Raw genomic sequence first — 14,209 nt, 5'->3', positions numbered from 1 at the left:
AGCAGCAGAAACGGAATACCGGATCATGTCGATTCAAATCACGTTCCCGGACGGGAACCAGAAAACGTTCGAGGCCCCGCCGACGGGCCTGCAGATCGCCCAGGGCATCAGCCCGGGCCTGGCCAAGAAGGCCGCGGTGGTCAAGGTCAACGGCGAGCTGTGGGACCTGACCCGGCCGATCGACCGCGACGCGAAGTTCGAGATCGTCACGCGCGACAAGCCGGAAGCGCTCGAAGTGATCCGCCACGACGCCGCCCATGTGCTGGCGCAGGCGGTGCAGGAGCTGTTCCCCGGCACCCAGGTCACCTTCGGTCCTGCCACGGACACAGGCTTCTATTACGACTTCGCCCGCAGCGAGCCGTTCACGGAAGCCGATCTGCAGCAGATCGAGGAGCGCATGCGCGAGATCGTCAAGCGCGACCTGCCGATCAGGCGCGAGGTCTGGCCGCATGACGAGGCGGTGAAATTCTTCGACAAGGCCGGCGAGAAATTCAAGGCCGAGTGGATCCGCGACGGCATCAAGGCCGACGAGGAACTGACCATCTACCGCCAGGGCGACACCTGGCTGGACATGTGCCTGGGCCCGCACCTGGCTTCCACCGGCAAGCTCGGCACGGCTTTCAAGCTGACCAAGGTGGGCGGCGCCTACTGGCGCGGCGACGCCAACAACGCGCAGCTGCAGCGCATCTACGGCGTGGCCTTCGCCACCGAGCAGGAGCTGAAGGACTACCTGCACATGGTCGAGGAGGCGGAGAAGCGCGACCACCGCCGCCTGGCCAGGCAGCTCGACCTGTTCCATCAGCAGGAAGAGGCGCCGGGCATGGTGTTCTGGCACCCCAAGGGCTGGGCCATCTGGCAGGCCGTGGAGCGCTACGTGCGCGGCGTCTACAAGCGCAGTGGCTACCAGGAGGTGCGCGGTCCGCAAATCATGGACGTGAGCCTGTGGAAGAAGTCCGGGCACTGGGACAACTACCAGAACAACATGTTCTTCACGGAATCGGAAAAGCGCACCTACGCCGTGAAGCCGATGAACTGCCCGGGGCACGTGCAGATCTACAACGCCAATCTGCACAGCTACCGCGACCTGCCGATCCGTTACGCCGAGTTCGGCGGCTGCCACCGCAACGAGCCCAGCGGCGCGCTGCACGGCATCATGCGCGTGCGCGCCTTCACCCAGGATGACGGCCACATCTTCTGCATGCCGGAGCAGGTGGAATCCGAAGTCACCGCGTTCCATCGCCAGGCGATGGAGGTTTACTCCGATTTCGGCTTTGGCGATATCGACATCAAGATCGCGCTGCGCCCGGACAAGCGCATCGGCGACGACGCCACCTGGGATCGCGCCGAGGACGCGCTGCGCGCGGCCTTGCGCAGTGCCGGCGTGGAGTGGACCGAGCTGGCCGGCGAAGGCGCGTTCTACGGCCCCAAGATCGAGTACCACCTGCGCGATTCGATCGGCCGCGCCTGGCAGGTCGGCACCATGCAGGTCGATTTCATGATGCCGGAGCGGCTCGGCGCCAGCTATATCGACGAGCATTCCAGCCGCCAGATCCCGGTGATGCTGCATCGCGCCATCGTCGGCTCGATGGAGCGCTTCATCGGCATCCTGCTCGAGCACCACGCGGGCGCCATGCCGCTGTGGCTGGCTCCGGTGCAGGTGGTCGTCGCACCGATCGTCTCCGACGCGGATGCCTATGCGCGCGAGGCCGCCGCCGCGCTCGACGCCGCGGGCCTGCGCGTCGAGGCCGACCTGCGCAACGAGAAGATCACGCTCAAGATCCGCGAGCACTCGCTGCAGAAGGTGCCGGTCATCGTGGTGGTCGGACGCAGGGAGGCCGAAGAGAAGACCGTGACCTTGCGCCGCCTCGGCTCGGAGAGGCAGGAGAGCCTGCCGCTGGCGGAAGCCGTCGCCCGGCTCGCCGCCGAAGCCGCGCCGCAACGTTGAGCCCGCGCCGGCTGCTGGCCGCCGCCGTTCTGGCGCTTGGTGCCGGAGTGGCGGCGGCGGCTCCCGAGCTGCCCGTCACCTTGCGCGGTGCCTTCGAGCAGGGGGCGGTGGTGCTCGGAAAGGCCGATCCCGCAGCAAAGGTAACGCTCGACGGCCGCAGGCTCCTGCTCACCGCCAAGGGTGATTTCGTCTTCGGCTTCGACCGTGATGCCGGGCCGGACGCCGTGCTGGGCGTGACCCTCCCCGGGCGGGCCGAGGTGGTGAAGCACTACACCGTGCGCAAGCGCGACTGGCAGATCCAGCGCATCGAAGGCCTGCCGCCCAGGCTGGTCAATCCGCCGCCGGAAACCGAGCAGCGCATCGCCGACGAGGCCGTGCTGATCAAGGCCGCGCACGAGCGCGACACCGCCATCGACGATTTCGTCCAGCCCTTCGTGTGGCCGGCCAAGGGCCGCGTCTCCGGCATCTTCGGCAGCCAGCGCATCCTCAACGGCGAGCCCAAGCAGGCGCACTACGGCGTGGACGTGGCGGTACCGATCGGCACCCCGGTGCATGCGCCGGAGGGCGGCATCATCGCCCTGGCCGAGCCGGACCTCTACTTCACCGGCGGCACCATCATCGTCGACCATGGCCACGGCCTGTCCTCGGTGGTGGTGCATCTGTCGAAATTGCTGGTGAAGCCGGGTGACCGCGTGCAGCGCGGGCAGGTCATCGCCCTCTCCGGCATGACCGGCCGCGCCACCGGCCCGCATGTGCACTGGGGCGTCTACTGGTTCGGCGCCCACGTCGATGCGCAGCGGCTGGTAACGCCGAAACCCTAGGGTTCAATAAAGGGCCCAGACTGGAAGCGTCAATGCCGTCCCTGGCGCGCTCACCCCGGCGGCCATTTCAGCGGCCGCCCCGCCATCACATGCAGATGGATATGAAACACGCTCTGCCCGGCGCCCGCGCCGTTGTTGACGGTGACCCGGAAGGCCTCGCCGAATCCGGCATCCGCCGCCACCTTGTTCGCCACCAGCATCAGGTGGCCGAGCAGGGCCTGGTCCTCCACCGTGGCGTCGACCAGCCGCGGGATCGGCTTGCGCGGGATCACCAGCAGGTGCAGCGGGGCGCCGGGATTGATGTCCTTGATCACCACGCACTGTTCGTCCTCGTAGACGAAGCTGCCGGGGATCTCGCGGTCGATGATCTTTTCGAACAGGGTCTTGGCCATGGCGCTGGGGTCAACCGGTTTGGGGGATGGTTTCGGCCAGTTTAAGCGAACCCGGGCCGCGAGTTGCTACCATGAGCCCCTTGTACCCGCCGTCCAGCCGCCGTCCGCCCCTTGAACGCCGCAACAGCCCAGCCTTACAGCCCCGCCGCCGTCTACCGTCGTTTGCTGCGCTATGCCGCGCCGCACTGGAAGGTGTTGGTGCTGGCCCTGTTCGGCATGTTGATCTTCGCCTTCTCGGATTCGGTGGTCCTGCCTTACCTGGTCAAGCGCCTCACCGACACCTTCGCGGAACATGACCGCCATGTGATCCTGTGGATGCCCTGGGCCATCCTCGGCCTGTTCCTGGTGCGCGGCATTGCCAATTTCTGCTCCGCCTACGGCATGGCCTGGGTCGGGCAGGGCGTGGTGGCGCGGATGCGCCAGGAAGTGTTCGAGCACCTGCTGGCCGTGCCGGTGAGCTACCACGACCGCACCCGCACCGCCGACCTCCAGGCCAAGCTGACCTATCACGCCAGCCAGATCGCCGATTCGGCCTCCAGCGTGCTGGCCTCGATGATCCAGGGCGGGCTCACCGCCATCGGCCTGCTCGGCTTCATGTTCCACACCAGCTGGCGCCTGACCCTGTTCTCCCTGCTGATTGCGCCGCCGGTGGCTTTCTCCATCAGCTGGGTCAACAAGCGCTTCCGCACCGTCTCCGCGCGCATCCAGAATTCCATGGGCGGCATGAACCACGCCGCCGACGAGGCCATCACCGGGCGCCGCGTGGTCAAGCTCTACGGCGGCGAGAACTTCGTGCGGGAGAATTTCCGCACCATCAACGACTACCTGCGCCGGCAGAGCCTGAAGATGACCGCGGCCGGCGCCACCAGCACCAGTTCGCTGGAGCTGATCGCGGCCATCGGCGTCTCCGCCCTGGTGGCCCTGGCGATGAGTCCGCGCATGCTGGAGGCGATGAGCTCCGGCGATTTCGTCGCCTTCCTGGTGGCGATGCTGACCCTGCGCCAGCCGATCAGCTCGATGACTGGCCTGAGCGAACGCATCCAGCGCGGCGTGGTGGCCGGCGCCGACCTGTTCGGCTTTCTCGATACGCCGGCGGAGCGGGACAGCGGCAGCGTGCCGCTGCAGCGCGCCCGCGGCGCCATCCGTTTCGAAGATGTGCGCTTCAGCTACAACGACGACAAGGCACAGGCCCTGGCCGGCGTCACCCTGGACATCCCGGCGGCCAAGACGGTGGCCTTCGTCGGCCAGTCCGGCGGCGGCAAGTCGACCCTGCTGTCGCTGATTCCGCGTTTTTACGATCCCACCAGCGGCCGCGTCACGCTCGACGGCACCGACCTGCGCGAGTACCGGCTCAGCGACCTGCGCCGGCAGATCGCCCTGGTCGACCAGAACGTGGTGCTGTTCAACGCCAGCATCGCCGACAACATCGCCTACGGCTCCCCCGACGCCTCGCGTGAACGCATCGAGCAAGCCGCGCGCCGCGCCTGCGCCTGGGACTTCATCCAGAACCTGCCGCAGGGCCTGGATACGCCGCTGGGTCAGGATGGCGGCGGCCTCTCCGGCGGCCAGCGCCAGCGCATCGCCATCGCCCGCGCCCTGTACAAGGACGCGCCGATCCTGATCCTGGACGAGGCCACCTCGGCGCTGGACACCGAGTCCGAGCGCTACATCCAGCAAGGCCTGGAAGAACTGATCCGCGGCCGCACCACCCTGGTCATCGCCCACCGCCTGTCCACCGTGCAGAACGCCGACCTCATCGTGGTGATCCAGGAAGGACGCGTGGTCGAACAGGGCAGCAATGCCGAGCTGCTGGCGCGCGACGGCGTCTATGCCTCGCTGCACCGCCTGCAGTTCCGCGAGGCGGCCGAGGAAGCCGCAGTCTGAGCTTCATAGGGCCGTCCATGAAAATCTCGCTCGACCAGTTCTGGTACCGTCCCGCCCCGCCGCCCGGCTGGCTGCGTCCGCTGGCTTCGCTCTACGGCTCGGTCTCGGCCGATCTCGCGCGCACCCGCAAGGCTGCCGCGGTGCACCTGCCGGTACCGGTCATCGTGGTCGGCAACATCACCGTCGGCGGCACCGGCAAGACGCCTTTCGTGCTGTGGCTGGTGGAGCGCCTGCGTGAGCAGGGCTGGCGGCCCGGCGTGATCAGCCGCGGCTACGGCGGCTGTTCCCCCGAATACCCGCTGCGCGTCACCCCGGCCACCGACCCCGCCTGGGCCGGCGACGAGCCCGCGCTGATCGCGCGCCGGCTCGACATCCCGGTCGCCGTGGCGCCGGACCGCGTCGCGGCGGCGCGCCTGCTGCTCGACAGCGGCGACGTCAACATCCTGGTCACCGACGACGGCCTGCAGCACTACCGGCTGGCGCGCGACATCGAGATCTGTGTCGTCGACGGCAGCCGCGGCCTCGGCAATGGCGCGCTGCTGCCCGTGGGGCCGCTGCGCGAACCGCCGCAGCGGCTGCGCGAAGTGGACCTGGTGGTGGTCAACGGCGGCGGCTGGCGTGCCGACGGCGTCACCACGCTGGACATGAAGCTGCGCACCGTCGAAGCCCTGCCGCTCAGCGGCGGCGAACCGCGGCCCCTGGCCAGCTTCGCCGGCAGCAAGGTCCATGCAGTGGCCGGCATCGGCAATCCCGGGCGCTTCTTCGCCTCCTTGCGCGCCGCCGGCATCGAGGTGATCCCGCACCCGTTCCCGGATCATCACGGCTACACCGAGATCGACCTGGCCTTCGACGGCGCCCAGCCTGTGCTGATGACCGAGAAGGATGCGGTCAAATGCGCCGAGCTGGCCCGGCCCAATCACTGGTATGTGCCGGCCCAGGCGGTGATCACGGCGGACGGTGCGGCGCTTGTGCAACAATTGCTGGATAAGCTGCCGCCAGCCGCGGATTAGCTGCCAATCCCCCGAAAACACCGAATACCTATGGACAAGCGTTTGCTCGACATCCTCGTCTGCCCCGTTTCCAAGGCGCCGCTGGAATGGCATGCCGACCGGCAGGAACTGTGGTGCAAGGCCTCGCAGCTCGCCTACCCGGTGCGCGACGGCATCCCGGTGATGCTGGAAGAAGAAGCGCGCCCGCTTACCGACGCCGAGCTCGGCCGTTAGCCAGCCGGTTTCTGACGTGACTGCCTTCAAAGTCGTCATCCCGGCCCGGCTCGGCTCCACCCGCCTGCCGCGCAAGGTGCTGCGCATGCTGGCCGGCAAGCCCCTGGTGCAATGGGTCTGGGAGGCCGCACAGGCCTCGGCGGCGGAGCAGGTGATCATCGCCGCCGACGACGCGCAGGTGCTGGAGGCCTGCCGCGCATTCGGCGCCGACGCGCGGCTCACCGCGCCCAGCCACCAGTCGGGCACCGACCGCATCAACGAAATCGCCCAGGCCGCGGGCTGGCGCGACGACATCCTGGTGGTCAACCTGCAGGGCGACGAGCCGCTGATGCCGCCCGCACTGATCCGCCAGGCGGCCGAACTGCTCGCCGGCGATCCCGGCGCCGACATAGCCACCCTGTGCCATCCGCTGCACAGCCGCGAAGAGTGGCTCAATCCCAACGTGGTCAAGCTGGCGGCCGACTCGTTCGGCTACGCCCTGTATTTCTCGCGCGCGCCGATTCCCTGGAAGCGCGAAGGCACCAGCCCCGAATCGCCGCTGCCGCTGGGCCTGGCGTTCCGGCATATCGGTCTTTACGCCTACCGCGCCGGGGCGCTGCGGCGCTTCAGCGCGCTGCCGCCGTCGCCGCTGGAGAGCTGCGAAATGCTGGAGCAGCTGCGCGCACTCAGCCATGGCCTGCGCATCAAGGTCGGCATCGCCCAGGAGCTGCCGCCGCACGGCGTGGATACCGAGGAAGATCTCGCCGCGGTCGGCGCCCTGCTCGCCGCACGCTGACACCAAACGAAAAAATCATGAACCAATCTTCCGCGTCGATGCCGCCGCTGACGCCTGGACGGCGTTTCCTGGCGTGGCTGAACATGCTGTTCATCGACCACTCCGTCTTCCGCTTCTTCTTCAACACGCGGCACGCCATCGCCGACGACTGCTACCGCTCCAGCCACCCCATGCCGTACCAGCTGCGCGCCGCCAGGCGCGCCGGAGTGCGCTCGGTGCTGAGCCTGCGCGGCGATGAGCTTCACATCGGCTCCAACGTGCTGGAGATCGAGACCTGCCGCGAAGAGGGCCTGGTGCTGGCGCATCAGCCCATCGGCTCGCGCGATCCACCCGAGCGCCACCAACTGCTGCGCATCAAGCAGCTGTTCGATGAACTGCCGCGGCCCCTGCTGCTGCACTGCAAGTCCGGCGCCGACCGCGCCGGCCTGATCAGCGCCATGTACCTGCTGGTGGAGAAGAAGCAGCCGCTGGCGGTGGCGATGCGCGAGCTGAGCCTGCTGCGGCATGGCCACGTCTACCAGGCCAAGACCGGTGTGCTCGATCATTTCCTGGAGTGCTACGGCGAGCACCAGCGCGCCCATGGCACCGAATTCATGGACTGGGTCGAGAATTACTACGACCGCGATGCGGTGCGCGCCTCGTTCCATTCCAGCTGGTGGGCCAACAAGCTGGTCGACGGCATCCTGCGGCGCGAGTGATCCAGCGGATTGCTGGAACAAAAAAGGGACGCTGCTGCGCCCCTTTTTTTGGCCCGTGACCCGTCCGTGCTCCACTTTGCGGGTGGCCGGTACCCTGGATGGTGATGCCAGGCTTCAGTGAATTTCCAGAGCGTCGCCCCTCCCCGCAGGGAAGGGCAACGCCTGGATGAATGCCTCGGTGTCGAACGCTAGGGCGTGACGCAGGCGCCCGCCGCATAGACGTCGATGTTGGTCAGCACATTGGCCAGCCCGGAGACGTCGATGCGCACAGCGTTGAACGGCGCGGTGCTGATCACCGTGGCCACGGTCTGGCCGTCGTTGGCGAGCAGTCCGAGCAGGTCCAGGGCCAGCGGCCGCGTGCTGCCGGCGGAAGTCCCGTCCGTGCCGTTGTTGATGGCGGTCACCGTGACCGGCTGCAGCGCGGCAAGGTTCAGCAGCGCCGCGCCCGGCACCGAGACGATGAAGCCCACCTTGTCGCCGGCGGGATAGGTATTCACCGTGTCCTTCACCGTCAGCGAGGCATCGCCGGTGAGCAGACCGATCGGGATGGACAACGTGGCCGGATCACTGGTGGTGGGATCGACCGGATTGTTCGGATTGGATACCGAACAGCCCAGGCAGATCCCGTTCTTCGCCGGCGTGGCGGTGAACGTGGTGTCGGTCGCCGAAGCATTGACGAAGGGCTTGAAGATGGTGCCCGTCGGGCATTCGACGATGGTGGTGCAGCCATCGGTGCCCGGCTTGCAGTTGCCGCCGCCGCTGCTTCCGCTGCTGCCGCTACTGCCACTGCTACCGCTGCTGCCACTACTGCCGCTGCTGCTGCCGTTGTTGGCGCCGCTGTCGTCGGCACAGCCGGCGAGGAACAGCGCCGCGCAGGCCAGCAGCGCCGGACCCAGCAGGGCGGATGGATTGATGAGTCGTTGCGTTTTCATGTGTGTTTCCCTTGATCCCTGATCCTACTTGTCCATTACGCGGAATTCGACGCGGCGATTCAGTTCGCGATCGTCGGCGTTCTTTTCCGGATTGATCAGCAGCTGCGACTTGCCGTAGCCCTTGGCGACGACCTGCTCCGGATGCGCGCCCTGGCTGATCAGGTAGGTGCGTACCGCGTCGGCGCGGCGCTGCGACAGTTTTTCGTTGTACGCCACGCTGCCGATGCTGTCGGTATGGCCGGCGATCTCCACGCGCAGGCTCGCCTGTCCGGTGAAGGCGGGGATGATCACGTCCAGCACGGAGCGCGCGTTCGGCGTCAGGCGGTCCTTGTTGAACTCGAAGGTGATGCCGCGCAGCACGATGGTCTGGCCCGGGATGATGCAGCCGTCGGAATCGACCTTGAAGCCCTTTGGCGTGTTGGGGCACTTGTCGTGCTCGTCGTCGACGCCGTCGCCGTCGGAATCGACCCAGGGCTGCGGCACCAGCTGCACCATCTCCACCGGACGCGGCTGCAGCGTGGCGGTGCGGATGACGCGGCCCAGCGGAATCTCGATGCCGACCGAGGCGCGGTAGTCATGGTAGCCGCCGCCGCGGAACTCGTTGTGGAAGTCGTAGATGTAGCGCCCTTCGGCGCGCAGCTTGACGCCGTAGAACAGCGGCTTGGTCACCAGGCCCAGTCCGGCATCGGCGTTGAAGGTGCCTTTCTTGCCGGTGCCCGGCTGCACGTCCTCGTACGAGCCGCCCACACCCGCCAGGATGAACGGGCTGAAGTTGGAATCCATGCGACTGGTGAAGGAGTAAGCGAGGTCGACCGTGCCGCCGTACTGGTAGAAATCGGTGCCCTTGCTCTGCCCGGTGTTGAAAATCGAGATGGTGGGGGCGACTTCGACCGACAGGCGATCGGTGAACAGGTGGCCGTAGATCCACGAAGCACCGCCGCCGCGCCGCGTCGTGCCGCGGGCGCCGTCCGGAATCAGGTAGCTGCCGAGGAAACTGAGGTACTCATGCTCGCCATAGTAGGCCGGCGCCGTGCGCTCGTAGCCGGGCCGGTCGTCATCGGGAGCGAGCTGCCCGTCGCGCGTGATCACCTGGGTCTGCGGCTCCGACGGCGGCGGCAGCGCCACCTGCGTATCGGTCGTCGGCGGCACATGGGAGGCGGTTGGCGCGCCCGTGTTGTTGACCGGCGCCGTATTCAACGGAACCGGCACGGCCGGGGCGTCCTGGGCGCTGGCCACCCCTCCAAACAGAAGGGCGCAGACCGTCAATATCCTGAGTTTGTACATCGCTTCTCCCCTGAGCCGAAAATTATGACTGCCAGGTGCGCTGGGCCCTGGCATTGCACATCGTAAACGAAAAAAAACGCCGGTCCAGAAATTATCCGGACCGACGCCTTTGTCGGTTCACCTGCCAGGTTCCGCTGCGCGCCTGAGCGCGGTCACTGCTGAACGAAGCAAGCCCCGTGCCGCTTTACGCCGCAACGGGGCTGCCGCGGTCGATCAGGCCGATGATCAGGCCCGATCCGCCGGGCGCCGGCGGCTGTTGTTACGGTGCTTTGCCCTCGGCATGCGCGTTTTCGCCTTCGGGCGAAACGGCCGGCTGCGCTTCAGGCTCACGTGCGGTGCGTGGCTCCGGCTCGACAGCCTGCTGTTGCGGTTCCGACTGGTGCACGTGCACCGGCTCCGCGACCGGCAGCGGTGCCGGGCGTTCTTCGTGCACGGCCGCCGGCTCTACCTGATGGGCGGATTCCGCGCGCTCGTGGACGGCTTCCACCACCGGCGTCGATTCCGGTTTGGCCTCGCCGTGACCGGCGTCGGGCAGGTTCATTTCGCGCTGCACCGGGGCGGGGGTGTGGAATTCGGCCACCTGCGGCTCGGCGGCACGGGACTCTTCCTGCTTCCGGAAAGATTCCCGGGCCGGTTCGTGCGCAGGTTCCCGTTGCGCTTCCGGGCTGCCGTGTGCCTGCTCGCGTTCCCCGGCGTGCTCGACCTGGCTGCTCTCGGGCTCCGCATGCCCGGTAGGGCCGTGTTCGGATGGTGCGGACGGCTCAAAGCCCTGAGCTTCGCCATCCCCCGCATTCGCGGCTTCCGCTGTTTCGACACCGCCTTCGCGGTTGCCCTGGGCGCCGCCGTGCTGCTGCCCCTGGCCGCCGCCTTCACCGCGGCCGCCACGACCACGACCGCGCCTGCCGCGACGACGGCGACCGCCGCCCTCGCGTTCGCCCGCGCCCGTGCCCTCGGTGGGAGTGCCCTCTGCGCCGGTTGCGGTTTGCTGCTCCGACAGGCCGGCCTGCGGCGCGCCCTGCGTCGTCGCCAGTTCTTCGCCCGTCGCGGTATTCAGTCCCTCGATCACCTCGGCAGGCTGCTGCGCCGGGCTCTGGATCTGCTCCAGGCTCTGCGGCGGACGTTCGTTCTCCGCGCCGGCCACGCCAGCTACGGCTGCGGCCGCGTTCTGCGGCTGTCCCTGGCCACGGTTGCCGCCCTGGCCCTGGTTCTGCCGGCGACCGCCACCGCCCTGACCACCCTGATTGCCACCACCCTGGTTCTGCTGCGGCGGACGCTGTTGCTGGCCGCGCTGCTGGTTGCGGCCTTCGCCACGCCCTTCGTTGCGGCCTTCATTCCGCCCCTCGTTCCGATTCTCGCCGCGCGGCTGCTGCCCGTCGCGACGACCCTCGCCACGGCCTTCGCCGCGGTTCTCGTTGCGGCCTTCGTTGCGGTTGTCGCGGCGCTGCTGGTTGCGGCCCTCGTTGCGATTCTCGCCGCGCTGACCATCGCGGCGGCTTTCGCCGGGGCGCTGGTCGCGCCGCTGCCCCTGGTCGGAGCGCCCGCCGTCGCGGCGCGGATCGCGCCCCGGGCGCTGCTGCGGCAGGGCCGCAACGGGCTTCTCCTCCGGATGCGGCGCCGGGGCCAAGATCTTCTTCAGCCAGGCCCAGAACCCGCCGCTGGCGACGACCGGCTGCAGCACCGGAGTTGCGGCGGCGATCGGGGCGGGCGCCGGAGCGGCCGGCAACAGGGCCTTTACCGCGGCCTCGGCCGGGGCCTTCACCGCCGTCGGGCCGCCGGCGGGTGCGGACAGGGCGGCGCGCGCATCGGCGTTGAAATCCTGCGGCAGCTTGTAGCTGAGCGCGGCGTTGTTGTCCTGCTGCAGGTGATCCACGCGCACGCGCAGGATCTCGTAATTCGGCGTCTGCAGGGTTTCGTTCGGCACCAGGGTGATGGTCACCATGTAGCGCGATTCCAGCTCGGCGATCGGACCGCGCTTCTCGTTGAGCAGGTAGGTCGCCGTATCCACCGGCAGCTGCGCGATGACGCGGCCGGTGCGGTCCTTCATGCACTCTTCCTCGATCAGGCGCAGCACCGACAGCGCCAGCGATTCGACGCTCCGGATCTGGCCGCGGCCTTCGCAGCGCGGGCAGGCGATCTGGGTGTGCTCGGACAGCGAGGGCCGCAGGCGCTGGCGCGACATCTCCAGCAGGCCGAAGCGCGACAGGCGGCCCAGCTGGACGCGGGCGCGGTCCTGCGAGCAGGCATCGGCCAGGCGCTTTTCCACTTCTCGCTGGTTCTTGGTGCTGTTCATGTCGATGAAATCGATCACGATCAGGCCGCCCAGATCGCGCAAGCGCAGCTGGCGGGCGATTTCGTCGGCCGCTTCCAGATTGGTCTGGAACGCCGTTTCCTCGATGCCGCCGCCGCCGGTGGCCTTGGCCGAATTGATGTCGACCGAGGTCAGCGCCTCGGTCGGGTCGATGACGATGGAGCCGCCGGAGGGCAGGCGCATGACGCGCTGGTGCGCCGTCTCGATCTGGCTTTCCACCTGGTAGCGCGAGAACAGCGGCACGTCGTCGCGGTATAGCTTGAGCTTGCCCAGCTCGGTCGGCATCGAGTGCTGCATCTGGCTGCGGGCCTGCTCGTAGACCTCGGCGTTGTCGACGATCACCTCGCCGATGTCCGGGCGCAGGTAGTCGCGCAGCGCGCGCAGCACGATATTGTTTTCCTGGTAAATCAGGAACGGCGCCGGACGCTCCTTGGAGGCGTCGATGATCTTGTTCCAGATGTTGACCAGCTGATCAAGGTCCGCCTGCAGCTCTTCGGCGGTGCGGCCGATGCCGTTGGTGCGGACGATCAGGCCCATGCCCTCGGGCACGTTGAGCGCACTCAGCGCTTCCTTGGCCTCTTCCCGCTCTTCGCCCTCGACCCGGCGCGACACGCCGCCGGCGCGGGGATTGTTAGGCATCAGCACCAGGTAGCGGCCGGCCAGGCTGGCATAGGTGGTGAGGGCGGCGCCCTTGTTGCCGCGCTCCTCTTTTTCCACCTGGACGATGACTTCGGTGCCCTCGCGGATCATGTCGCGGGGATTGCGGCTGCCGCCTTCGCCGGTCTGGAATTCGCGGGCGACTTCCTTCAGCGGCAGGAAGCCATGGCGCTCGGCGCCGTAATCGACGAAGCAGGCTTCCAGGCTGGGCTCGACCCGGGTGATCTTGCCCTTGTAGACGTTGGACTTACGCTGTTCGCGCGAGGCCAGTTCGATGTCGAGGTCGTAAAGCTTCTGCCCGTCGACGATGGCCACGCGCAATTCTTCGCGCTGAGTGGCGTTGATGAGGATTCTTTTCATTATGGCGGTCTCGGTATTCGCTCGACCGCGCAAAGCGCAACAAATGGGATGCGACGCGTCTTTCGCGCGCCTTGATCGTTCCTGAAACAACTGAATTCGGTCTGATCATCATCCCCGCCTCGCGCGGGAACGGCTTGATAGTGAAGACGCCTTTCGTGGACGAAAGGCACGGAAAACTTAAGGCGGTGGGGGCGGTTTGCTACGATGCGCCACCCACTTTCACCAGGCCGCCGCGTGCGAAGCACAGCGGCGAGCCGGCCCCCGGGCGCAAGCCCAAGGACTTATTAGTGTGCCACAGACTTTTCAAAACCGGTAGTTTTCCCTTGGAATCAGGGACATCCGGCCTTAACAGTTGCGATCTCGGTCACAATTGCGCATTTCCCGAGCCCTCGCGGAGTTGTTCATGACACGTCCCACGCGCCAACCCGCCGGCTTCAAAGGTTCCAGCAAGGCTCCGGCCGGCAAGGGGCGCGGCGCGGCGCCGTCGGCGCCTTCCAAGGCGCGGTCCCCGCGCCAGGAAGGCGCGGCCAAGGGCGGCCCGCGCCAAGAGCGGGGCCCGCGCCCGGCCAAGGCGGCACCGGGCGGCGGCCATTTTGCCCGCAGCAAGGACCGCGCATCCTCCGCGCCCAAGGGCGCCGGACGTTCCGGGGCCGAGCGCCGCGACGATACGCGCCCGGCGCCGCGCTCGCGTCCCGGTTCTCATCCCGGCAGCGCCGATGGCCGCGGTCGTTCTGCGGTGAAAGGCGAGGCGCTGGTTCACGGGCGCAACCCGCGCCCGGCCAAGGCGTCCTCGGGGAGCGGACACTTCGCGCGGCCGGAACGGCCTTCCCACGCGCCGAAGGGCGCCGCTCGCCCCGGAGCGGGGCGTCGTGATGATGCGGAGTCCCCCTCGCGCACACGTCCCGGCGCCGGTTCCGGCCGGCCTCGCCC

The 14,209-nt window shown here is 67.9% G+C and carries 11 protein-coding genes; 7 read left to right on the top strand and 4 right to left on the bottom strand.

The window, feature by feature from the left end:
* Window positions 1-25 precede the first annotated feature (25 nt).
* Together thrS and BP26_RS0109795 are read left to right on the top strand one after the other, a co-directional pair.
* Window positions 26-1,945: a threonine--tRNA ligase gene (gene thrS, locus BP26_RS0109800; RefSeq protein WP_029920402.1), complete on the top strand. Its 1,920-nt coding sequence runs from the start codon at window positions 26-28 to the stop codon at window positions 1,943-1,945.
* The gene (locus BP26_RS0109795; protein WP_029920401.1) at window positions 1,942-2,766 is read left to right on the top strand and encodes a M23 family metallopeptidase; all 825 of its coding nucleotides are present in this window, start codon (window positions 1,942-1,944) and stop codon (window positions 2,764-2,766) included. The genes thrS and BP26_RS0109795 overlap by 4 nt, the downstream gene beginning before the upstream one ends.
* A 50-nt stretch (window positions 2,767-2,816) precedes the next feature.
* On the opposite strand, the gene BP26_RS0109790 is transcribed toward BP26_RS0109795, so the two are convergent.
* Window positions 2,817-3,158 carry a histidine triad nucleotide-binding protein gene (locus BP26_RS0109790; RefSeq protein ID WP_029920400.1) on the bottom strand — a complete coding sequence of 114 codons (342 nt, stop codon included), beginning with the start codon at window positions 3,156-3,158 and terminating at the stop codon, window positions 2,817-2,819.
* A 111-nt stretch (window positions 3,159-3,269) separates the two neighbouring features.
* Between BP26_RS0109790 and msbA the strand changes: the two genes are divergently transcribed.
* From msbA to BP26_RS0109765, 5 genes are read left to right on the top strand one after another with little or no spacing between them, the layout of a single operon-like run.
* Window positions 3,270-5,042, top strand: a complete 1,773-nt coding sequence (msbA, locus tag BP26_RS0109785; RefSeq protein WP_029920399.1) for a lipid A export permease/ATP-binding protein MsbA — start codon at window positions 3,270-3,272, stop codon at window positions 5,040-5,042.
* Between the two features lie 17 nt (window positions 5,043-5,059).
* The gene (lpxK, locus tag BP26_RS0109780) at window positions 5,060-6,052 is read left to right on the top strand and encodes a tetraacyldisaccharide 4'-kinase (RefSeq protein ID WP_029920398.1); all 993 of its coding nucleotides are present in this window, start codon (window positions 5,060-5,062) and stop codon (window positions 6,050-6,052) included.
* Window positions 6,053-6,082: 30 nt separating this feature from the next.
* Window positions 6,083-6,265 carry a Trm112 family protein gene (locus BP26_RS0109775; RefSeq protein WP_029920397.1) on the top strand — a complete coding sequence of 61 codons (183 nt, stop codon included), beginning with the start codon at window positions 6,083-6,085 and terminating at the stop codon, window positions 6,263-6,265.
* A gap of 16 nt (window positions 6,266-6,281) precedes the next feature.
* Entirely contained in the window at window positions 6,282-7,040 is a 759-nt protein-coding gene (gene kdsB / locus BP26_RS0109770; protein ID WP_029920396.1) for a 3-deoxy-manno-octulosonate cytidylyltransferase, read from the top strand.
* Between the two features lie 17 nt (window positions 7,041-7,057).
* Window positions 7,058-7,738 (top strand): phosphatase domain-containing putative toxin, encoded by a 681-nt coding sequence (locus tag BP26_RS0109765; protein WP_157572450.1) that lies wholly within the window; start codon window positions 7,058-7,060, stop codon window positions 7,736-7,738.
* A gap of 188 nt (window positions 7,739-7,926) precedes the next feature.
* Here the strand turns inward: BP26_RS0109765 and BP26_RS0109760 are convergent, their stop codons facing one another.
* The 3 genes from BP26_RS0109760 to BP26_RS0109750 all read right to left on the bottom strand — a co-directional run bounded on the left by BP26_RS0109760 (window position 7,927) and on the right by BP26_RS0109750 (window position 13,279).
* Window positions 7,927-8,670, bottom strand: coding sequence for a hypothetical protein (locus BP26_RS0109760; RefSeq protein WP_029920394.1), 744 nt, complete (start codon window positions 8,668-8,670; stop codon window positions 7,927-7,929).
* A gap of 24 nt (window positions 8,671-8,694) precedes the next feature.
* On the bottom strand, window positions 8,695-9,954 hold the full coding sequence (locus BP26_RS0109755) for an OmpA family protein (protein ID WP_169740677.1): 1,260 nt from the start codon (window positions 9,952-9,954) through the stop codon (window positions 8,695-8,697).
* Window positions 9,955-10,213: 259 nt separating this feature from the next.
* Window positions 10,214-13,279, bottom strand: a complete 3,066-nt coding sequence (locus BP26_RS0109750) for an Rne/Rng family ribonuclease (RefSeq protein ID WP_084182962.1) — start codon at window positions 13,277-13,279, stop codon at window positions 10,214-10,216.
* Window positions 13,280-14,209: the final 930 nt, after the last annotated feature.

This window comes from Nevskia soli DSM 19509, from assembly GCF_000711955.1.
Classification (GTDB): domain Bacteria; phylum Pseudomonadota; class Gammaproteobacteria; order Nevskiales; family Nevskiaceae; genus Nevskia; species Nevskia soli.
Note: the sequence above shows the minus strand (reverse complement) of the source record. Positions and strands in the feature narration are given on the sequence as shown.

What these genes read in the sequence shown, in the direction of transcription:
- thrS (WP_029920402.1), top strand. Translation starts at nt 26, where the DNA reads ATGTCGATTCAAATCACGTTCCCGGACGGGAACCAGAAAACGTTCGAG.
- BP26_RS0109790 (WP_029920400.1), bottom strand. Translation starts at nt 3,158, where the DNA reads ATGGCCAAGACCCTGTTCGAAAAGATCATCGACCGCGAGATCCCCGGC.
- lpxK (WP_029920398.1), top strand. Translation starts at nt 5,060, where the DNA reads ATGAAAATCTCGCTCGACCAGTTCTGGTACCGTCCCGCCCCGCCGCCC.
- BP26_RS0109775 (WP_029920397.1), top strand. Translation starts at nt 6,083, where the DNA reads ATGGACAAGCGTTTGCTCGACATCCTCGTCTGCCCCGTTTCCAAGGCG.
- BP26_RS0109765 (WP_157572450.1), top strand. Translation starts at nt 7,058, where the DNA reads ATGAACCAATCTTCCGCGTCGATGCCGCCGCTGACGCCTGGACGGCGT.
- BP26_RS0109760 (WP_029920394.1), bottom strand. Translation starts at nt 8,670, where the DNA reads ATGAAAACGCAACGACTCATCAATCCATCCGCCCTGCTGGGTCCGGCG.
- BP26_RS0109755 (WP_169740677.1), bottom strand. Translation starts at nt 9,954, where the DNA reads ATGTACAAACTCAGGATATTGACGGTCTGCGCCCTTCTGTTTGGAGGG.
- BP26_RS0109750 (WP_084182962.1), bottom strand. Translation starts at nt 13,279, where the DNA reads ATGAAAAGAATCCTCATCAACGCCACTCAGCGCGAAGAATTGCGCGTG.